Annotated in this window: 22 protein-coding genes; 8 read left to right on the top strand and 14 right to left on the bottom strand. The window is 62.0% G+C overall.

The features are described 5' to 3' along the window. Positions 1 to 57: 57 nt before the first annotated feature. The 4 genes from purB (at position 58) to VUN82_23665 (ending at position 3549) form a co-directional block, all read left to right on the top strand. Positions 58 to 1464, top strand: coding sequence for an adenylosuccinate lyase (purB, locus tag VUN82_23650; protein ID XAS72029.1), 1407 nt, complete (start codon positions 58 to 60; stop codon positions 1462 to 1464). A 235-nt stretch (positions 1465 to 1699) separates the two neighbouring features. Then, on the top strand, positions 1700 to 2356 hold the full coding sequence (locus VUN82_23655; GenBank protein ID XAS72030.1) for a histidine phosphatase family protein: 657 nt from the start codon (positions 1700 to 1702) through the stop codon (positions 2354 to 2356). 170 nt (positions 2357 to 2526) lie between these two features. Next, positions 2527 to 3030 carry a GNAT family N-acetyltransferase gene (locus VUN82_23660; protein ID XAS72031.1) on the top strand — a complete coding sequence of 168 codons (504 nt, stop codon included), beginning with the start codon at positions 2527 to 2529 and terminating at the stop codon, positions 3028 to 3030. A gap of 84 nt (positions 3031 to 3114) precedes the next feature. Beyond that, entirely contained in the window at positions 3115 to 3549 is a 435-nt protein-coding gene (locus VUN82_23665; GenBank protein ID XAS72032.1) for a hotdog domain-containing protein, read from the top strand. 136 nt (positions 3550 to 3685) lie between these two features. Here the strand turns inward: VUN82_23665 and VUN82_23670 are convergent, their stop codons facing one another. The 5 genes from VUN82_23670 to VUN82_23690 form a co-directional block, all read right to left on the bottom strand. After that, positions 3686 to 4435: an SDR family oxidoreductase gene (locus tag VUN82_23670; protein XAS72033.1), complete on the bottom strand. Its 750-nt coding sequence runs from the start codon at positions 4433 to 4435 to the stop codon at positions 3686 to 3688. 80 nt (positions 4436 to 4515) lie between these two features. Then, positions 4516 to 5856, bottom strand: a complete 1341-nt coding sequence (locus tag VUN82_23675; protein XAS72034.1) for an MFS transporter — start codon at positions 5854 to 5856, stop codon at positions 4516 to 4518. Positions 5857 to 5911: 55 nt separating this feature from the next. After that, on the bottom strand, positions 5912 to 6925 hold the full coding sequence (locus tag VUN82_23680) for an allophanate hydrolase (protein XAS72035.1): 1014 nt from the start codon (positions 6923 to 6925) through the stop codon (positions 5912 to 5914). Next, entirely contained in the window at positions 6922 to 7674 is a 753-nt protein-coding gene (locus VUN82_23685) for a carboxyltransferase domain-containing protein (GenBank protein ID XAS72036.1), read from the bottom strand. The genes VUN82_23680 and VUN82_23685 overlap by 4 nt, the downstream gene beginning before the upstream one ends. 1 nt (position 7675) lies before the next feature. Continuing rightward, a complete protein-coding gene (locus tag VUN82_23690; GenBank protein XAS72037.1) occupies positions 7676 to 8464 on the bottom strand; it encodes a 5-oxoprolinase subunit PxpA in 789 nt (262 codons plus the stop codon). Between the two features lie 297 nt (positions 8465 to 8761). Here VUN82_23690 and VUN82_23695 point away from each other — a divergent pair, with 297 nt between their 5' ends. Continuing rightward, entirely contained in the window at positions 8762 to 9706 is a 945-nt protein-coding gene (locus VUN82_23695) for a LysR substrate-binding domain-containing protein (GenBank protein XAS72038.1), read from the top strand. Positions 9707 to 9829: 123 nt separating this feature from the next. Then, positions 9830 to 10051: a hypothetical protein gene (locus VUN82_23700; GenBank protein XAS72039.1), complete on the top strand. Its 222-nt coding sequence runs from the start codon at positions 9830 to 9832 to the stop codon at positions 10049 to 10051. A 228-nt stretch (positions 10052 to 10279) separates the two neighbouring features. Here the strand turns inward: VUN82_23700 and VUN82_23705 are convergent, their stop codons facing one another. Both VUN82_23705 and VUN82_23710 read right to left on the bottom strand, forming a co-directional pair. Continuing rightward, the gene (locus tag VUN82_23705; GenBank protein XAS72040.1) at positions 10280 to 10954 is read right to left on the bottom strand and encodes a 4-carboxy-4-hydroxy-2-oxoadipate aldolase/oxaloacetate decarboxylase; all 675 of its coding nucleotides are present in this window, start codon (positions 10952 to 10954) and stop codon (positions 10280 to 10282) included. Positions 10955 to 10975: 21 nt separating this feature from the next. Continuing rightward, complete coding sequence (locus VUN82_23710) at positions 10976 to 12184, bottom strand: aspartate transaminase (protein XAS72041.1); 1209 nt, start codon at positions 12182 to 12184, stop codon at positions 10976 to 10978. A 197-nt stretch (positions 12185 to 12381) separates the two neighbouring features. Between VUN82_23710 and VUN82_23715 the strand changes: the two genes are divergently transcribed. After that, positions 12382 to 12756: a nuclear transport factor 2 family protein gene (locus tag VUN82_23715; GenBank protein XAS72042.1), complete on the top strand. Its 375-nt coding sequence runs from the start codon at positions 12382 to 12384 to the stop codon at positions 12754 to 12756. A 51-nt stretch (positions 12757 to 12807) separates the two neighbouring features. Here the strand turns inward: VUN82_23715 and VUN82_23720 are convergent, their stop codons facing one another. From VUN82_23720 to VUN82_23750, 7 genes are all read right to left on the bottom strand, one after another. Then, complete coding sequence (locus VUN82_23720) at positions 12808 to 13254, bottom strand: hypothetical protein (GenBank protein XAS72043.1); 447 nt, start codon at positions 13252 to 13254, stop codon at positions 12808 to 12810. A 51-nt stretch (positions 13255 to 13305) separates the two neighbouring features. Then, the gene (locus VUN82_23725; GenBank protein XAS72044.1) at positions 13306 to 14109 is read right to left on the bottom strand and encodes an HpcH/HpaI aldolase/citrate lyase family protein; all 804 of its coding nucleotides are present in this window, start codon (positions 14107 to 14109) and stop codon (positions 13306 to 13308) included. Beyond that, positions 14094 to 14879: a 2-oxo-hepta-3-ene-1,7-dioic acid hydratase gene (gene hpaH, locus VUN82_23730; protein ID XAS72045.1), complete on the bottom strand. Its 786-nt coding sequence runs from the start codon at positions 14877 to 14879 to the stop codon at positions 14094 to 14096. Before hpaH ends, VUN82_23725 begins: the two co-directional genes overlap by 16 nt. A gap of 3 nt (positions 14880 to 14882) precedes the next feature. Beyond that, a complete protein-coding gene (gene hpaD, locus VUN82_23735; protein XAS72046.1) occupies positions 14883 to 15980 on the bottom strand; it encodes a 3,4-dihydroxyphenylacetate 2,3-dioxygenase in 1098 nt (365 codons plus the stop codon). Positions 15981 to 16010: 30 nt separating this feature from the next. Beyond that, positions 16011 to 17555: a 5-carboxymethyl-2-hydroxymuconate semialdehyde dehydrogenase gene (hpaE, locus tag VUN82_23740; GenBank protein ID XAS72047.1), complete on the bottom strand. Its 1545-nt coding sequence runs from the start codon at positions 17553 to 17555 to the stop codon at positions 16011 to 16013. An 85-nt stretch (positions 17556 to 17640) separates the two neighbouring features. After that, positions 17641 to 18309 (bottom strand): GntR family transcriptional regulator, encoded by a 669-nt coding sequence (locus VUN82_23745; GenBank protein ID XAS72048.1) that lies wholly within the window; start codon positions 18307 to 18309, stop codon positions 17641 to 17643. Continuing rightward, positions 18302 to 19759, bottom strand: a complete 1458-nt coding sequence (locus VUN82_23750; protein ID XAS74781.1) for a fumarylacetoacetate hydrolase family protein — start codon at positions 19757 to 19759, stop codon at positions 18302 to 18304. The genes VUN82_23745 and VUN82_23750 overlap by 8 nt, the downstream gene beginning before the upstream one ends. Before the next feature lie 188 nt (positions 19760 to 19947). On the opposite strand from VUN82_23750, the gene VUN82_23755 reads away from it, so the two are divergent. Then, complete coding sequence (locus tag VUN82_23755; protein ID XAS72049.1) at positions 19948 to 20517, top strand: YdeI/OmpD-associated family protein; 570 nt, start codon at positions 19948 to 19950, stop codon at positions 20515 to 20517. Positions 20518 to 20583: the final 66 nt, after the last annotated feature.

Below are 20583 nucleotides of genomic sequence, written 5' to 3' on the forward strand. Positions count from 1 at the left end.
CCACATAGCCAAGTCACCAACTCGGGCGCCTCCACGGAACATGAAAGAATAGGCCCCATGGCTGAATCCCCTCGCGTGTCCCTCGCTTCCGAACCCCTCGCCCTTGGCGCCCTCGATGGCCGCTACCGTGCCACCGTCGCGCCCCTCGTTGACTACTTGTCCGAGGCCGCATTGAACCGCGATCGCGTTCACGTTGAGGTTGAGTGGCTTATCCACCTGACCAGCCAGTCGGTGCTGCCCGGAGCAGGTCCCCTGACGGACGAGCAGGTTTCGCAGCTCCGTGCCATCGTCACCGAATTCAACGCCGCATCGGTCAACGAACTCGCCGAGATCGAGGCCGTCACGGTCCACGACGTCAAGGCAGTGGAGTACTACATCGGCCGCCGCCTCCCCGCGATTGGCATCGAAAACCTCACAGCCATGGTTCACTTCGGCTGCACGTCAGAGGACATCAACAACCTCTCTTACGCCGTTGGTATCAAGGGCGCCGTAGAGGATGTGTGGCTCCCCAACGCCACCGCACTGGTCCAGCAGATCGAGGCCATGGCAGAAGCCAACCGTTCTGTGCCCATGCTGTCCCGTACCCACGGCCAGCCCGCCACGCCCACCACACTCGGCAAGGAACTCGCGGTCATCGCGCATCGCTTGAACCGCCAGCTGGCACGGATCGCCAAGACTGAATACCTCGGCAAGATCAACGGCGCCACGGGCACCTACGCAGCACACGTTGCTTCCGTCCCGAGTGCCGACTGGGAAGCCATTGCCAAGACCTTCGTCGAAGGGCTGGGCCTCACCTGGAACCCGCTCACCACGCAGATCGAAAGCCACGATTGGCAGGCAGAGCTCTACGCCGATATTGCCCGCTTCAACCGCATCCTGCACAACGTCTGCACGGACATCTGGAGCTACATCTCCATCGGATACTTCCGCCAGATTCCCGTTGCTGGTGCCACCGGATCCTCCACCATGCCGCATAAGGTCAATCCGATCCGCTTCGAAAACGCCGAGGCCAACCTGGAAATCTCCAACGGCCTGCTGGACACCCTGGGCGCAACGCTGGTTACTTCCCGCTGGCAGCGCGACCTCACGGACTCCTCCTCACAGCGCAATATCGGTGTTGCCTTCGGTCACTCCCTGCTGGCAATCTCCAACGTCGCCAAGGGCCTTAAGGCCCTCGACGTCGCCGAGGAAGTCCTTGCTGGCGACCTCGACACCAACTGGGAAGTCCTGGGCGAAGCCATCCAGATGGTCATGCGAGCTGAAGCCATCGCCGGCGTGGAAGGCATGGAGAACCCCTACGAGCGCCTGAAGGACCTCACCCGGGGCCAGCGCGTAGATGGTGCCCGGATGCAGGAGTTCGTGCAGGGGCTCGGCCTCTCCGCCGACGCCGAAGCCCGCCTGCTCGCCCTCACCCCCGGCAAGTACACCGGCATCGCCGAGAAATTGGTGGACCACCTGAAGTAGCAGTCAACGCTCGACGACGGCGGGCCGGGGCTTGGTGCCTCGGCCCGCCGTCGGCGTTTAATTAGTGGGTCCCGGCTCTTTCCTGCCCACTTCGTCACCGAGCCACACTCTTCCAGGTGCGGAGAAACGGCGTGTCGGGGCGTTCGCTCGCGTTCACCGCTGATTGGCTGGAACCAACTGGGCGGGAACGCACGGCCAGGACAGATAAGGCAACAACGTAAGGAGCGGAGCACCCATGAAGCTCCTACTGATCAGGCACGGACAGACCCCCGGCAACGTTGCTGGCCAATTGGATACTGCCTTTCCTGGCCCGGGGTTGACGGAACTCGGCGAACGGCAAGCGGCCGCGCTCCCGGAGGCTCTTGCAGACGAGTCCATTCAGGCCCTCTACACCTCCACGCTGCTCCGAACCCAGCGGACGGTGATACCGCTCGCCAAGGCCACGGGACTGGAACCGGAAATCCTGAACGGCGTCCATGAGATTGAAGCTGGTTCGTTGGAGAAGAAGACGGATCATGAATCGCATTTGCGGTACATGAGCACGGTGTTCGCCTGGTCCGACGGCGACCTCGACGTTCGCATGCCGGGCGCCTTCAACGGCCACGACTTCTTTGCCCGCTTCGATGCCTCCGTGGAAAAGGTCGCGGCCGCGGGCCATTCGACGGCGGCCATCGTCAGCCATGGAGCCGCAATCCGCTGCTGGGCAGGCCGCAGGGCAGAGGATATCGACACTCTCTTCGCTGAGACCCATCAATTGCCCAATACCGGAATCGTGGCGCTGGAAGGCGATCTGGAATCAGGCTGGCGCGTGCTGCACTGGGACCAGATTCCCGTGGGTGGGCTCGCCTTGGCAGATCAGACGGCCGAGGACCCAACGGGCGAGGCATTGTGAGGCCCGCTCTTGCGCGCCAAATCCACCCGAAAGTGCGCAGAGGGGCCCCGCAATGCAGGAAATTCAGCAATTCTCCCGAAGCTTACGCGCAGGAAACACGGCGGTAACCACAGCTTCCTAGGCTTAAGACGCATAAACACCTCAGCGAAACCAAGCGAAATGAGGCATTGATGCAGACCAACCCCCGGCTCAACATCCGGCAGGTCACCTGGGCGAATCCGGTAGGCGCTGACCTCCGCGCCGCGCAACAGGCTGAACTGGATGCCCGGTTCGGAACAACGGATCACGAGCCCGGTCCCCCGCCCACCGAAGCTGACACTGCGGTTTTCGTTGTGGCTTACGAGAAATCCTCCGGACAACCGCTCGGATGCGGCGGCCTGAGGATGTTGGACGAGAACACAGCTGAGATCAAGCGTCTGTACGTGGTTCCCTATGCGCGGGGTTCAGGAGTCGCGAGCTCCATCCTGGCCGCGCTCGAAGCACAGGCCCACTCACACGGTTTCAGCGTGATAGCAGCTGAGGCAGGATCAGCCCAGTCTGATGGACGGAGCTTCTACGTGAGTGCTGGATTCGCCGAAGTTCCCAATTTTGGCCCTTACGTCGGCGTAAACGGGTCTTACTGCTACTCCAAGCGGATCAACTCCCACAGCGCCTCCCGCACGGCGATGGCCTAGCCAACCGACAAGAAGCGTTGACAGAAGCAACCAAGCGTCGCGCAACATCAAGCACACCCTGCGGTAGTCAGATAATCTCGGAAAATGGAAAAAGCAGACATCACCTTCCGCACCCGCAAATGGGTGCGGCCCGAGGACCTTAATGCCAACGGCACACTCTTCGGTGGAAGCCTGCTGAAGTGGATCGACGAAGAGGCAGCGATCTACGCCATCCTCCAGTTGGGCAATGGCCGCGCGGTCACCAAGTACATCTCCGAAATCAACTTCGTGAGCTCAGCGGTTCAGGGCGACCTCATAGAGATGGGGCTGACGGCCAAACGCTTCGGCCGCACCTCCTTGACCATGCGCGCGGAGGTCCGGAACATGATCACCCGGCAGAGCATCCTGACCATTGAGGAAATCGTGTTCGTGAACATGGGCGCCGATGGCCGCCCGCAGCCCCACGGCTACACGGAAATCACGTATGACCGGGACCGCATCCCCACCCATCACCTGACGGAAACGCTGCACGAGGACTGAACCACGCGCCGTCGGGCGTTACTGGTTAAACGGTTGTTGGAGAACGCCAGGAAAACGGGTGCTGGCGGCCGCGAAAACGCGGCCGCCAGCTTGTATTTCCGGTGAGGGAGTGAACCACCGGAATCTGAGGGGCGCTTTAGCGCCGGTCGAACGTCAGGCCGCCGGGTACCTGGAACGTCGGCATGAGCTCAAGCATGCCCACGTTGACGTGGCGGGGCGTTTCGATAGCGTAGTCCAGGGCATTCACGATGTCGTCCGTGGTCAATGACTCGTAGCCCTCGTAGTACGTCTTCCAGGCTTCTTCCATGGCCTCGGGTGTGCCGCCCATATTCCGGCCGAAAATTTCTGTCTCCACGCGTCCCGGGCAAATCTCGGTGACGCGGATCCGCTTGCCGACGGTGTCGTTGCGAAGCTGGCGGGAGATCTGGTGCACGGCAGCCTTGGTGGCGTGATACACGGTGTGTCCATAGAAGTTGTAGGTGCCGGCGATCGAACTGATGTTGATGACGTGGCCAAGGTCCCGCTCCACCATGCCCGGCAGCACCAGGCGGGTGAGCTGAAGCAGGCCGCGGAGATTGACGTCCACGAGTTCGTCGATGTCCTCTTCGGACGAGTCCAGAATGTTCCCCGGCCGGGAAACCCCGGCGCAGTTCACCAGGACGTCCACGCTGAGGTCATTCACGACGGCGGCCAGCGCGGCTGTGTTGGTCAGGTCCACTACGTGCGGGATCGCCCCGGTGCGGTCGGCCAATTCGGCAAGGCGTTCCTCGTTGCGGGCCACGGCGTGAACCGTCAGGCCGCGCTTGGCGAGTCGTTCGGAAATGGCTGCACCCATTCCGGTTGACGCTCCGGTGACGAGAGCCGTGGTGTAGTCGGAAAAAGTCATTGGGTTCTCCAAACGTGGGGAATCGGTGGTGCTTCTGCGTCCGGCTGGGCCGGACGCAGAAGCCCAAAGGTCGGTAGTTGCTAAGCGTCGCGCAGCGGCTCGTGGGCCCGGTCCTTGACCGTGCTGACGGCGATGAGCGTCCCGAGTGCCGTGATTACTGCGTAGAAGGCTGGCATGTAGATGTTGCCCGTGCTGCTGATAAGCCAGGTCATGAGAAGCGGAGCCGTGCCGCCGAAGAGTGCCGACGAGATGTTGTAACCCAGCCCGTATGCCGAGTACCGGACCCGTGTGGGGAACAGCTCGACGATCAGAATGTGGATGACTGCGGTATGTCCAGCGAAGACGACTGCCATGATGCAGGCACCGAGGATTGCCAGGCCCATTTGGCCGGTTGCAATGAGGGCGTACGAGGGGATGCCGAGGGCTGCCATGGCGATGGCGGAGCCGGCGATAACCTTCTTGCGCCCCACGCGATCCGACAGCGCACCCATGAACGGGATCGCGATGCAGATGACAACCAGGCTGCAGGCAGTCACCAGGAGCGCCTCGCCGATGGTGAAATTCAGCTGCTTGCCCTTGAGGAACGTGGGCATGTAGGAGAACAGGACGTAGTAGCCGGAGCCATTCATGAGCGGGATGAAGAGGGCCAGGAGCATGGCACGGCGGTGCTCGGCGGATTTGAAGGCTTCCTTCAGCGGGTTCTTTGAGAGTCCGCCCTCTTCCTTGAGCTTTACGAAGTTGGGGGTATCGGCGATGGCCTTGCGAATGTACCAACCAATGATGCCCATGGGGATGGCGACCAGGAACGGGATGCGCCAGGCGAAGGAACCGAAGCCGCCTGCGTCAATGGCCGCCTGCGTGAGCCAGGGGGACATGGAGAACGCCACAAGCGTACCGGTGAGCAGTGCTGCGAAGGAGGCAATCTGCGCATAGGAGGTGATGATGCCGCGCTTACCCTCAGGGGCGTGCTCAGCGAGGAAGGTCATGGCACCGGCAGCCTCGCCGCCCACCGAGAAGCCCTGAAGCAGACGCAGGAGAACCAGCAGAATTGGAGCCGCAACACCAATGGCCGCGAATGGCGGCAAGAGGCCGATGCCAGCGGTGGCAACACTGATCAGGAGAATGACGAAGACCAGTAGCTTTTGCCTCCCGATCCGGTCTCCGAGGTAACCACAAACAACAGCGCCGAGGGGTCGCACGAAGAACGAAACGGCGTATCCAGCGAACACGAAGAGCAGGGCGTTGTCCGGGTTACCCGGTGCCAGGAAGACGAGCGCCAGCGTGCCCGCCATGAAGGCGAAAATGCCGTTGTCGTACAGTTCCACGAAGATGCCGACGCAACCTGCGGTGACAACTTTGCGGGTTTGGCGGCCCGTGAGCCGCTCATGCTGCGTGGGCGCAGCGTTGGTGCTTGCGGTCATGACTTTTCCTTACTAGATGAGCGTAGCAACGCCTACTGGTATGACGACAGGGTCTTTAGCTGCATGCCGCAACTGGTAGGTCCTGCCACTGGGGACGGCATCCGATGCCGAGGAGTCCGAAGACGGTGTTGACGGATTCGCGGAGGGTTTCAAGCTGCGCCCGCGAGCGCCGATGGGCGGCAGTTGCTTCTGCCACTGTGGTTTTCCGAAAACGGACTTTGTCCCCTGGCCGTGCTTGGGCCAGGACGTCCAGTCCGGCGCTGGTTACTACTGCGAGTACCGGATACCCGGCGGTGACGCCGCGTCCCCGGTGCAGTACCAGCAACTCTTCCCTTGAAGGAACCTCGACGGCGCCCACTGGCACGCCGCGGGAAAGCACCTCGCCGCTGGAGGTTCTTTCCGGAAGGTCTCCGCCAAGCCGCAGGCCGATGTGGTTGCTGCGGCCGCTGACGGTGTACTCCGAAGTGAAGAGCAGGCCACCGGATTCGCCAAACTCGGCGATGTCCGGTCCGTCGGTCACATCGACCGACAGGTCTGATCCCATGGTTGGCCGTTCAAGGCCCAACCGGAAAAGGGGGAGGTCGAAGTAAGGCTGGCGTACCGGCCCCACGCTCCGACGGATGGGAAGGCTGGTACCTTCCTTGAGCTGGAGTCCAAAGCCCACCACGGTGTCCGGGGCTACACTGCCAAGCAGCGTGTCTGCCTCGATGGAACCATGGATAGCGAGGTAGGCGCGCAGTCCGCTATGAAGTCGACGAATGGACACTGATTCTCCCGCCCTCACTGACACCGGTTCCCATTGGCTCGATGGGCGACCGGCGACGGTGAGCGTGAGAGGGGTTCCGGTGACTGCGATCAGGATGTCAGTGGTGGCTTTCATCCGAAAGTCGAGGGCCGTGATCTCCACCAACGGATCGTTGTCCAAATTGCCCACCAAAATGTTTGCCGCTCGGGCTGAGTACTGGTCCAAAGCTCCGTTGACCGGCAACCCGAAACGGGGGCCGCGTGTACGTCCGAGGTCCGTGACGACCGAGTTGCCGGGCTGCTGGATCAGGATTCCGCCGTTCATGGCCGCACTCCGGATGCCGACGGAGCCAGCTCCAGCGGAGCCAGTTCCAGGCCTGCGTAATTGTTGAAGTCCTCGGCATGGATCTCCCGGAAACGCAGGATGTCGCCCGGCTTGTACGGGACCAACGGTTCCCGGCGGATGTTCAGGACTGACAAGGGGGTTTGGCCAATGACGCACCAGCCACCGGGGGCCACAGCCGGAGCGATGACCGCTTGGCGGCCGGCGACTGCAACAGCACCTGCCGGAACACTCAGCCTGGGATCTTTGAGGCGGGGTACGGGCTTGGGGAACGCAGGCCCGTCCATCATGGGCGAACCTGCAGGCGCACCCAGGCAACGAACCGTGTACGTTTTTTCGGTGTGGAGCCGGATGACTTCCTCGGTATCAATCCCCTGATACAGCGCAACGCGCTCCAGGTCCGGCCCGTAATGGCCGCCATAGACCACGGGAACATCGAACTCGCGGGGGGCCGTTGCCGGTTCTCCCGTACGTCCAATTTCAAGCAGTCCGAGTTTCACGAATGCCCGTACCTGCCGGGCGGAAACCAGAATGGGATCGAATTCAACGAGTACCGAATCGTATGTGGGAACCGCGCCGTGAAGGCCCTCGGCGCCGCAGTTTTCCAGCCACTGGGCCAGTCCATGCACTGTAAGCCAGTTCTCTTCGCTTGCCTCCGAGATCGCGACTACACGCAGTGCGGAGTCTCCGGATTCGTAGACTTCGGTGGGGACCGTTGTAAGCACGGACATGTCAGGCCGCCTTCCTCTTGGCATGCATGACCTCGGCGAGCGGGGCGAGGCGGACACCCGCTGAGACGAGCTCCGAGCGGATCAAGCGGGCGAGTTTTACGGCACCGGGGTTGTCCCCGTGCAGGAGGACGGTGTCGACGTCGATATCCATGTCCACGCCGTTGGCGCAGCGGATCTTTCCGTCGACCACCATGCGCAGGGTCCGCTCCAGGATCTCTGCGGGATCATGCAATACGGCACCGGGCTGGCTGCGGGGAACCAACGTGCCGTTCTCCTGGTAGGCGCGATCCACGATACCTACGATTGCAACACCGAGTCCGGCGGCACGGGCGGCGGTGGCCAGCTCGCCTTCCTGCGCCACGACGATGAGTTCGCTATCCACCCGCACTGCCGCCTCCGCAACAGCCTGGGCGTAGTCGGCCCGCACTGCCACCAGGTTGCCGAGCCGGCCGTGCGGCGCGAGATGGGTGACCTTCGTGCCGTGGAACGCGGCGAAACCGTTGAGCGCACCCAACTGGTAAAGCAGATCGTTCTGAACCTCGCTGGCGGAAAGGGCCATATCGCGCCGGCCGAAACCTCGCAGGTCCGGGAAGCTCGGATGCGCACCGATGCCAACCCCACGGCGAACACATTCAGCAACAGTGGTTGCCATAATGTCCGGATCACCGGCGTGGAACCCGCACGCAATATTGGCACTTGTGACGATCTCCAGGAGGTCGGAGTCGTCGCCAATGGTGTAGGCGCCAAATCCCTCTCCGAGATCCGCTACAAGATCAATTGTCGGGTTCACGTGATTCTCTTTCCGTGATTGTTATTTCGTAGGGAGAAAAGCGGGCAACTGTCTCCGCAGGGGATAAATAAATTCCAGGGAATACCCTGCGATTTCTACAATCCGCGTCGCGGCCTGAAGTTCTTCCAAAAGTCTCGCACCGCCCAACGACGTTGCACAAAGACCTAATAGCTATCCCGTAATAGCTCTCCGTTATGACGTGGACCACCCTGTACTGTGGCGTGGGTCCCAGTGCTGCCGGATAGAATTTCCTTATGGCATGCCACCCGGGGACGTGGCCCCTCCAGGAAGGCAGACATGGATACGCGCAAACTCGCATACTTCGTGCAAATCGTTGACTCCGGGAGCATCACCAAGGCAGCTGCTGCCCTCCATGTTGCCCAGCCGGCCCTTAGTCAACAGGTGTCTGCGCTGGAAAACGACCTCAAGCAGCGCCTGCTGATCCGCAGCAAGCAAGGCGTTGAACCCACCGCGGCGGGACACACCCTCTATCGCCACGCCCAGTCGATTCTGCGCCTGGTTGAACAGGCCCGGCAGGACGTGGCATCCTCAGGAGCCGCCCCCTCCGGCAGGGTCTCCATCGCGATCGCGCCCTACAGCATGGCGTCGAGCCTCACGCCCAGGATCATCAGCGAAGTCGGCCGACGCTACCCGGACATCGTGCTCCATTTAACCGAAATTTTCGGCGGCGTCCTGAGCGAGGCCATCAAGAACGGACGCCTGGACATGGCGCTGATCTATGAGCCGGGAAAGATCCGGGGCGTGCAATTTACCACCATGATCGTCGAAGACCTCCACCTGGTGGTCCACCCTGATGTGGATGTCAACCACGGCAAGGACATAGTCACTCTTGCGGAAGCGAGCACGGTGGGCCTGTTCCTTCCGGAGAAGAACCACACTTTGCGCCAAATCATCGAGAAGGGCCTTGCAGATCACGAGCTACCGCTCCGCCTGGTGGGCGAAGTGGAGTCCGTCCCCTCCTTGACCAGACTCATCCAGGCAAACCTTGGCGGCACGGTCCTGCCCAAGTCTGCAGCCGATGCCCTCTTCCCGGACCAGGACTTCAAGGTGCTGCGGATCGTTGAGCCCGGGCTGCAAAGCAAAATCGCCCTCTGCACTCCGGACCACGAGCCACTGTCCGAAGCCGCGTCGGCGGTGCTCTTGGTGGTCAAGGAGATGCTGCATCAACAACTCATCAGCAAGTACGGCGCCGACCCCGTGCAGTTGCCGGCCCATCCATAACAAACACTTATCCGGACAGACAGCTTTGGTCTTATTCAGCAGCGTTTTAATTTCCTAGTATCGAATTAGCAAGAAATTCGAAGCAGCTCACGGATTCCGCGGGCAAGTTCAAAGGAAACAACGGTGAAAAGGATCAGCACAACCGGATGGGTTTCGAATCCAACCCGCGGAACAATGAGCGCCCGAACAGGATTTCACTGCCCACGAAATGGCTTTTGGCGTCCGACCGGCGGCATTGGTGAACCACTGTTCGTCTTTGAGGGAAGCCTGATGCCCGCCCACGCCGGCAACAGCATCGAATGGCACTTGGTGGATACCCGCCCCGGACACGCCGGACTCGACTGAGCCCCTCAGGCCCAAGCCTCCCGCGAAACCCGGCCAGCCGCCGTCGTACGTCAACAAAAGTCGTACATCAACCAAATCTGCAGCACCCCAAGGCGCCCTGCCACTGGTAAGGCGCCTTTCCCATGCCCGACTGCGGCGCCGCCCGATTGCGGCCTTGCCCGATTGCGGCGTCAAGAAAGGGCCGGCCGCAACGCCTCTCACGACGCGCGACCGGCCCACTGCAGACGGTTAGTCTTCGACCAGGAGGCCCTTCTCCTTGAGCTTCTCCGCCAGGCCGCAGAGCTCAATGGTGTTGCCGCCATCGTGGTACAGCTTGATGAGTTCACGCTCATGGTCGTCGCGGGCCTGGGACAAAGCGATGACTTCCTCGGCCTCCTCAAGGCGGACAACCACCACGCCGTCAGCGTCACCGCGCAGGATGTCGCCGGGATAGATGATTTCGTCGCCGAAGATGAGTGGATGATTGATCGGGCCGAGCGTTTCCTTAACCGTGCCTTTGATACTGATACTGCCGGAGAAGACCGGCAAGCCGAGTTCGATCAGGTCCTGGGTGTCGCGCACGCCGGAATCGGTGACCATCGCGGCAATGCCCTTGGCCTTCATGGCGTTGCCGAGAACGTCGCCGAAAGTGCCGGCCTCAGCCATTTCCTTGGCACTCACAAGGACCACGTCGCCGGCCTGTGCATAGTGGATGGCGACCTGGAGCATCAGGTTGTCCTGCGGTGCACAAGCGACCGTGACGGCCGGTCCGCAGAACGACATGGAGCGGTCGATCGGTTTGATCCTGGAGCTCAAAGCTCCTCGACGGCCCTGTGCCTCGTGAATGGTCGCCGAGGAAAAGGCAGCGAGGCGGCTGACAACGTCGGCGGCCGGGCGCTCGAACTTGGTCTTAACGTGGATCATTTTCAAAATCTTTCTGTGTGCTTAGGAAAGTGCGTTGATGGCGTCGCGGATCGAGTCCACGCCGGCGTTGATGGTCTCCAGCGATGTCGCGAAGGAGATCCGGAAGTAGGGGCCCAGACCGTAAGCCGAGCCCTGAATGACAGCGACGCGGGCAGCGTCCAGCAGGTACAGCGTGAAGTCCTGGTCGTTCTCGATGACTTTGCCGTTGGGCGTGGTCTTGCCGATGACGCCCAAGCAGTTCACGTAGGCGTAGAAGGCACCCTCTGCCGGAGCAACGGAAAGCCCATTGATGGCGTTCAGACCCTCGACGGCGGCGTCCCGGCGTTTGCGGTACACCTCCACGCTGTCGCGGACGAAGGATTGATCTCCGTTGAGCGCCGCTGCGGCCGCGGCCTGGCTGATGGACGACGGGCACGAGGACGTCTGCGATTGCAGTTTGTTCATGGCCGCGATCAAAGGGGCCGGGCCGACGCCGTAGCCAAGGCGCCAGCCGGTCATTGCATAGGCCTTGGAGACGCCGTTGACCAGGAGGATCCGGTCCTTGAGCGCCGGCACAGCCGTGACCAGGCTGGTGACGCGGCCATCGCCGAAGTGGATTTCGTCGTAGATTTCGTCCGTGAGGATAAGGACGTGCGGGTGCTCCTCAAGGACGGCTCCGAGTGCCTGCAGTTCCTCGCGGGAATACACGGCGCCGGTCGGGTTGGACGGAGCGTTGAGGATGAGCCACTTTGTTTTGGGGGTGATGGCTTTTTCCAGGGCAGCCGGGGTCAGTTTGAAGCCTGTATCTTCCCCGCACGGGACGATCACGGGGGTGCCGTCGTTGGCCAGGACCATGTCTGGATAGGAAACCCAGTACGGCGCCGGGACGATCACTTCGTCGCCTGCATTGAGCGAGGCCATGAGCGCAACGTAGAGGACCTGCTTGGCACCCCCACCCACGGTCAACTGGTTCGGTTCGTAGTGGTGGCCAGTGTGATTTTCGATCTTGCGCAGGATGGCGGTCTGCAGCTCGGGCGTCCCGGTCACCGAGGTGTACTTGGTCTCGCCGGCCTTGATCGCCTCGATGGCTGCGGCCTTGATGTGGTCAGGGGTGTCGAAGTCCGGCTCGCCGACGGTCAAGTCGATGATTGGGATGCCTTCAGCTTTTAGTTCGCGGACGCGGGCGGCGGCCGCAACGCTGGCTGAGGACTTGATGCGGGTGACCCTCGACGCCGGCAGGTAGTCGGACATGTCTCCTCCAGGAATGTGGAACCATGGACGCGCGGATTCACGCATCCCCTTTTTCGAGACTAGGGATTCGCGAGCGCTGTGGATAAGACCTAATGTGCGTGGATCTATAAGGCACTCTTATGACGCGCGGCCCCGACCCTGCGCTCACGCGCAGCTCAACCGTTGAGGGTCCGGCCTATAACGGGTAGAACGGAAGCATGACCGACGTGAACTCGTGGATGAGCCAATACATAAGCGCGTGGACCTCGAACGATCCCGACGACATCCGGGCATTGTTCACTGAGGACGCCATCTATTACGACAGGCCGAACACGGAATCCCCGTGGAACGGCCATGAAGAAATCGTTACAGCGTGGTTGGAGGCCGGGGATAAGCCCGATGACTGGACCTTCGAATGGACGCTCCTTGGCCAGGACGGAGATACGGCTTTTGTCCAGGCCGTGACGACGTACCTCAACGATCAGCCCACCTACGACAACCTCTGGGTCATCCGCTTTGCCGAGGACGGCCGTGCGCGCGAATTCACTGAGTGGTATATGGCCAGGAAAGACACTCCCTCCGAACCCAGCTAGTACGAAAGCAGTGCGGGTGAGGATGGCCAGCCCGCTCACCCGCCACCCGAGTCAGTAGCGGGATGGCTTGCTGACCAGGACATTCTCGTGGACCTGGGTCCAGCCCCGGTATTCCGGTCGGTTGGCGTCGACGCCGTCGTTGATGAGCTTCGCCTCTGTACCATCCCCGCCGGAGATGGTGACGATCTGCTCGCTTGTCGCGACCGCTGCGCAACCCGCCCTCCACCGCTCCGGGAGTCCTACAGGTACCGCAATCAAACAGACAGTCCCGGAAGTGGAACTTTTAGCCCCGTAGTACTTCACGTCGTCGTACGTTGCCAGCAACCGGGCTGTCCCGGCCTCGACGTTCAGATCCACGCCGGTAAGGCTCACGGACTCCGGAAGCTTGTCCTCCGCTGACGCTTCCCGGTCCAGGGCTTTCAACCCGGCCTGAGCCGAACAACCAGTCAGCCCCAGTGCGGCGACCACGGAAAACACAGCTATCGCACGACGATTCATAGCGCTGCCCCCTCAGGCTCTGGTTCGTCGAGCCTAACCCATCCGGGAACGTCAGTAGCTGTCGCGTTCCGCCGTTTCAGACACGGGAATGAACGTCTCCGCGTACCGTTCGGACGCCCGCGCCAGGACAGAAACATCGGCGCCTACCAGTACAAAGGAGGCACCGGCGTCGAGATAGGCGCGCGCGGTGGACTCGTTGAAGGCGTTCACGCCTGCTGGCTTGCCGGCCGCTTTGGCGGCCTCGAGGCAATGCTCGACGACGGCCCTCACCAAGGGATTTTCCTGCTGTCCCAGCAGGCCCATGGAGGCTGCGAGGTCCGAGGGGCCAAGGAAGATGCCGTCCACGCCGTCGACGGCCAGGATCTCCTCCACGGCCGAAGCCGCTGCCTCTGATTCAATCTGAACCGTGAGGCTGATCGATTCTGAAGCCGCAGCAAGGTAGTCAGGAACGCGGTTCCAGCGCGAAGCCCTGGCCAATGCCGAACCCACACCGCGAACGCCCAGCGGCGGATAGCGGACGGCGGAAACTGCGGACGCCGCTTCGAACGCGGAATTCACCATGGGAATCAGGAGATTCTGCACGCCGAGGTCAAGGTATTGCTTGATGACTACGGTGTCGTTGACCGGCGGCCGGACCATGGCCTGGACGGGGTAGCCACTTACGGCGTGGAGTTGCGCGAGGATCGATTCAAGGCCATTGGGACTGTGCTCGGCGTCGATCAACAGCCAGTCCAGCCCGGATCCCGCACAGACCTCAGCCACCAACGGACTACCCGAACAGACCCACATGCCAGCCAACGGACGGCCAGCCTCCGAGAGGGCTGAATAGAACGTGGGGTTCAGTCGAAATTGCATGTCACGACTCCCAAAGGTCCGTAGTCCGCGTGTACGGTATCACCTTTGTACACCCACATGGGGCGAGTAAACGAGCCCGCAAGGATAATATCTCCGGCCTTCATCGAGTCCCCGTGGGCGGCGATCTTATTGGCCAACCAGTGGACGCCATTGGCCGGGTGATCCAGCACTCCGGCTGCCACTCCGGTCTCTTCCACAGTCTGGTTTTTGTACAGAATCGCGGAGACCCAGCGGAGGTCGACGGCGTCGGGACGCACTGGTCGGCCTCCTATCACCATGGCCCCCATGGCGGCATTGTCCGAGATGGTGTCCACGATGGTCCGGCCCTCCATTTCGATCCTGGAGTCCAGGATTTCGAGGGCCGGAACAACGTAGTCGGTTGCGTTGAGGACATCGAAAATCGTGCAGCCAGGGCCCTTGAGCCCGTCCTTCAGGACGAATGCGAGCTCCACCTCGACGCGAGGGTGCGTGTACTGGTCCCATTGCACGGAGCAGCCGGTTTCGAGGACCATGTCATCGAAGATCGCCCCGTAGTCCGGCTCGGTGATACCGGTAGCGGCCTGCATTGCTTTGGACGTGAGGCCGATCTTGCGCCCCACCAACGTTCGCCCAGCTTCCTCGTTCCGTCGCCGCCACAACTGCTGGACGGCATAGGAATCCTCCACCGTCATGTCAGGGTAGCGGGCGGTGAGGCGCGGCACCGGTTTGCGCTTCCGGCCGGCCTCGAGCAGTTCGTCGGCAATGGCTTCGATCGTCTTCGCGTCCATCATGGTTTAGACCTGTGCCCCCAACTTGAAACCTTCAGCAGCCTCGCCGGATGAACCCGAGGGACGAGTGTAGGAGAATCCGTCAGCGCCTACGGTGACCGCCATTTCGGACTTCTCTTCGCGTTCGATGACGGGCTGGGGGTTGCCGTCGAGGTCCAGGACCAGGGAGGCCTCGGTGTACCAGGACGGGACCACGGGGTTGCCCCACCAGTCGCGGCGCTGGTTGTCATGGACGTCCCACGTGACGGTGGGGTTGTCCGGATCGCCGGTGTAGTAGTCCTGGGTGTAGATCTCCACGCGGTGGCCATCCGGGTCAAGGATGTAGAGGTAGAACGCGTTGGACACGCCGTGGCGTCCAGGGCCGCGTTCGATCCGGTCGGAGATGCGCAGGGCGCCCATTTTGTCGCAGATCTGGATGATGTTGTGCTTCTCGTGTGTGGAGAACGCGATGTGGTGCAGGCGCGGTCCGTTGCCGCCGGTCAACGCAGTGTCGTGCACAGTCTGCTTGCGGTGCATCCACGCGGCGTACGTGACGCCGTCGGAATCCTTGATGTCTTCGGAGACGCGGAAGCCGAGGTCCTCCAGGTACTTACGGCCGCGGGGCACGTCCGGGGTGACCTGATTGAAGTGGTCCAGGCGGACCAGTTCGCCGGCGGAGTAGAGGTCGTAGCGTTGGGTGAGGCGCTCCACGTGCTCCACGTCGTAGAAGAACTCATACGGGAAGCCCAACGGGTCCTCCACCCGGACGGAGTCGCCCACGCCCTTGGTGAAGCCTTCCTTGCGGCGTTCAACCCGGCAGCCGAGTTCGCGGTAGTAGGCCTCGGCAGCGTCCACCTCGGCTGGGGACTTCACGCGGTAGGCGAAGGCAGCGGCAGCGGCGACCGGTCCCTTGCGGAGGACCAGGTTGTGGTGGATGAACTCCTCGAAGGAGCGCAGGTAGATGGTGTTCTCGTCCTCCTCTGTGACATGCAGTCCCAGGAGGTCAACGTAGAACGCACGGGACTTGGCGAGATCCGTGACCACGAGTTCAAGGTAGGCGCAGCGGACGATATCCGGGGCCGGGACCGTGGGGGTGGGGATGGGGCCAGTGAAGGGGTTGCTCATGATGGTCTCTCTTCGTTGAAAGGGGAGGTGTTAGCTGTCGCCCGCGGAAGCGGAGTCGTCGATGCTGCCGAACTTGGGGGTGTGCACGGAGCCGAGGGTGATGTGCACGGCCTGCTGGTCGGTGTAGAAATCGATGGAGCGGTAGCCGCCTTCGTGGCCCAAGCCGGAGGCCTTGACGCCACCAAACGGGGTGCGGAGGTCGCGGACGTTGTGGCTGTTGAGCCACACCATGCCGGCTTCGACGTTCTGGGAGAAGTTGTGGGCACGGGTCAGGTTCTGCGTCCAGATGTAGGCCGCCAGGCCGTACTTGGTGTTGTTCGCCAAGGCGAGGGCTTCGTCGTCGTTCTCAAACGGCGTGATGGCCACGACGGGACCGAAGATTTCCTCCTGGAAGATGCGCGCATCAGGCGCGACGTCGGCAAACACCGTAGGTGCAATGTAGTTGCCTTCGGGCAGGTGGTCGGGTCGGCCGCCACCGGCAAGAAGCCGGCCTTCAGACTTGCCGATCTCCACGTACGACGCCACTTTCTCGTAGTGCTCGGGGTGGACCAGCGCGCCCACCTGGGTCTTGGGATCGTGGGGATCGCCCACCACGATGTTCTTGGCACGGGCAGCGTACTTTTCGCAGAATTCGTCGTAGATGCCCCGCTCCACCAGGATGCGTGAGCCGGCGGTGCAGCGTTCGCCGTTGAGGGAAAAGACACCGAACAGGGCGGAGTCGATGGCGGCGTCCAGATCGGCATCGGCGAACACGACGCACGGGGACTTCCCACCGAGCTCCATGGACAAGCCTTTGAGGTTGGCGGCCGCATTGCGGAAAATCGTCTGGCCAGTGGTGGTCTCACCGGTGAAGGAGATCAGCGGCACGTCCGGGTGCTTTACCAGGGCATCGCCGGCTTCTTCGCCCAGGCCGTTGACCAGGTTGAACACGCCGTCGGGAAGGCCAGCATCCTTGAAGATCTGCGCCCATAGTGATGCGGACAAAGGCGTGAACTCGGCAGGCTTGAGGACCACGGTGTTGCCGGTAGCCAGCGCCGGAGCGAGCTTCCAGGACTCAAGCATGAACGGGGTGTTCCACGGCGTGATCAAGCCCGCGACGCCGATTGGTTTGCGGTTCACGTAGTTGATCTGTGAGCCGGGGACCTTCATGGCGTCATCGAACTGTGCCACGATCAGGTCCGCGAAGAAGCGGAAGTTCTCGGCTGAACGCAACGCCTGGCCCTTGGATTGGGTGATCGGGAGGCCGGTATCAAAGGTCTCCAGCTCGGCCAGGCGCTCTTCCTGGGCCTCCACGGCGTCGGCGATTTTGTTCAGCACCCGGGCGCGTTCGCGCGGCTTCATCCTCGGCCACGGGCCATTGACGAACGCTTCACGGGCGGCGGCCACGGCGAGGTCGATGTCTTCCTTCTGGCCGGCGGCTGCCGTGGCGTAATTTCCGTTGGATACCGGGTCCAGGACGTCAAAAGTCTTCCCGGAAACGGAGTCTACGAACTCGCCGTTGATGAAGTGCTGGATGTGCGTGGGGAGGTTCTCCGGCACGTGATGCTTTGCTGATGTTTCTACAGGGGTCGTCATCGTTGTCTTCCTTTTTCATCCAACGCGGGGTCACTTATGGCCCATGTTGAGTGCGTTTGGGGGCCATAAGTGACCCCGCGTTGCTTTAGTTGGTAGTGGCGAGGTACGCGTCCAGTGTTGCGGCCCGGTGCCGGCGTGCAGCGTGTTCGATGGTGTCGGCGTCCGCTCCAGACTCGATGAGTTGCAGCAACGCCTCGTGTTCGCGCACCGATTCCTGCGCGCGGCCGGGAACGAAGCGGAACGTCGACGAGCGGAGCGACGCGAGCCGGTTCCATCCGCGGTGGACCAGATCGAGAATGTGCGGATTGGGGCAGTGTTCAAAGAGGACGCTGTGGAAGTCCTGGTTCAATGCAGTGAAACGAACGGGATCGAAGTGCTCCAGGCATTCCCGCATTTCCTCGTTCACGGCGCGGGCCCGGGCAATCGCAACGGAATCAATCAACGGCGCGGACAACGCAGTGGCGGCACCCTCCACAATGCTCAGCGTCTGCATCGTGTACAAATACTCGGTGGGATCAATTCCGGAGACGGTGGCACCAACGTTCCGCTCGAACTTCACCAGGCCTTCGGCTTCCAAGCGGCGGATCGCTTCCCGCACGGGGACCACGCTGAAGCCCAGGTCCTCGGCAATCTTTGCGAGCACCAGCCGGTAACCCGGCGTGTAGATGCCTTCCACGATCCTGGCCTTGACGGCGGTATACGCCTGCTGGGACTTGCTTTGTGCAGCGGCGCTTTCGACGGCGGTTTCAGTCACTTTGGGCTCCTTGCCGGCTCTGCCAATCAGTAAACCTGGCCTGCCACTCCTTGTTCATGGGGTACAAACCATCAACACTGTTGCCTTCCTTGACCATCTGGAAGATGAACGCTTCTTCCCTTTCCTGCTGGATGCAGTCATCCACCAGTTCCTCGGCGATGGCCGGCGGGATCACCAGGATGCCGTCCGAATCGGCAACGATGATGTCTCCCGGCTGAACTGTTGCACCACCGCAGGCGATGGTGATGTCCGTATCCCAAGGAATGTGCCGGCGGCCCAGGACTGCCGGGTGCGGATTCGCAAAGTACGTTGGCATCTCGAGATCGGCCACTGCGGAGTAGTCGCGGACGCCGCCGTCGGTGATGATCGCAGCGGCTCCACGGACCTGGGCACGCAGCGCGAGGATGTCGCCAACCGTGCCGGTGCCCTTCTCGCCGCGGGCCTCCATCACGAGGATTTCGCCTTCATTCACGGAGTCGATCGCGCGTTTCTGTGCATTGAATCCCCCACCGTGGGTCTTGAACAGATCCTCGCGGTTGGGCACATAGCGCAGGGTCCGAGCCAGTCCAACCACCTTGCGGTCCGGGCGCGTGGCCTGCAGGCCGTCGATGCTCACGTTGTTCAGTCCGCGCTTGCGGAGCTGGGAAGAAAGCGTGGCTGTTGCGACGCTTTCCAGCTTCGCCTTCAGCTCGGGCGTCAACACACTGGCGGCAGGTGCGAGTCCGGCGGCTTCACGCGATCCGAACGCCTCTTCCCGCTGGGTGTCATCAGTCTTGGGCTTCGCGCCAAAGTCCGCGAACGGCGTCGTACCTTCCGTTACTTTGGTGGTCAGGCGGCCGCTGCTGAAACCGCCGCCACTTACCTCAATTTCGACGACGTCACCGGGCTTGGCAACCGACGCGCCGGCAGGGGTGCCGGTGAGGATAATGTCGCCCTCTTCGAGCGTGAGCAACTGGGAGAGGTCCGCGACGAGTTGTGTGAACGGGAAGAGCAGGTCCTCGGTGGTGTCGTCCTGGACGAGGTCGCCGTTGTGCCAGGTGCGGATCTCTAGCTGCGTTGGATCAACGGCGTCGGCCGGAATGAGCAAGGGCCCTACCGGCGTGAACCCATCGCCGCCCTTGGACCGGACGTTGGAGCCCTTGTCTGCGTAGCGGAGATCGTAGACACCCAGATCGTTGGAAGCGGTCACCCACTCGACGTGGCTCCACGCGTCCTCCAGGCCAACGCGGCGGGCTGACTTACCAATGACGAGGGCGATTTCGCCTTCATAACCAAGAAGTTCGCAGCCGGCAGGGCGTTCAATGATGCCCGGAGCCTCCGCGGAACCAAGCGCCAGGGAAGATGGCGGCTTCAAGAAGTACGACGGCTGCCCAGGGGTGCGTCCGCGCTGGGCAGCACGGCTAGGGTAATTGATATGGACGGCAATGACTTTGCGCGTACGGGCCAGCATGTCTTGGCTGACTTCCTCGGTCCGAAACTCCAATGTCACGGCGCCTCCTCCTGATCGAACATCTATCGAGTACGAAATCGTATACGATAACTATTACCCTTGAAGAGCAAGCCGTCAACCCCTTTCCCCCAACACATTCGTCCATCCATAGTGGTTGTTCTCAGCCCCAAAGCAGTGGAGGGAAGTACGTGCCGGAAAAGAATGAGCTGCAGCTGCTGAGGTTTGCCAACGGTTCCGAATGGGAGTCGTGGCTCGCCGCGCACCACCAAACAAGCGCCGCAGCCTGGCTCGTGATCGGCAAGAAGAACGCCGGTGCCGAACTACTCAGCATCCGGGAGGCCCTGGACGGTGCCCTGTGTTTCGGCTGGATCGACGGACAGCGCAAAGGAAATGACGAAGCGACATTCCTGCAGCGCTACTCCCGACGCCGGACACGGAGCTCATGGTCACAGGTGAACGTTGGCAAGGCGGAGGCGTTGATCAAATCGGGGCGCATGCATGCCGCAGGGTTGGCTGAGATCGAAGCAGCGAAGGCCGATGGCCGTTGGGAAGCCGCCTATGTTTCGCAGGCCAACGCGGAGGTCCCGGAAGACCTTGCAGCGGCGTTGGCCGGTAACCCAGCGGCCGACGAGGCCTTCGAGCGCCTCGGGAAGACGGAGCGGTACCTCATCATCCTGCAGTTACTCAAGGCCCGCACTCCGGACTCCCGGGCCGGGGCGATGGCACGTTCCCTTGGAAAGCTCACGGGGAAGGCGTAAATTCTGCTGGATCATCGCATAATCCAGCAAAAATGAGTGCATCCTTCCCGTGGACTCCCGTAGGGT

The sequence above is a fragment of the Micrococcaceae bacterium Sec5.1 genome (assembly GCA_039636795.1).
GTDB lineage: Bacteria > Actinomycetota > Actinomycetes > Actinomycetales > Micrococcaceae > Arthrobacter.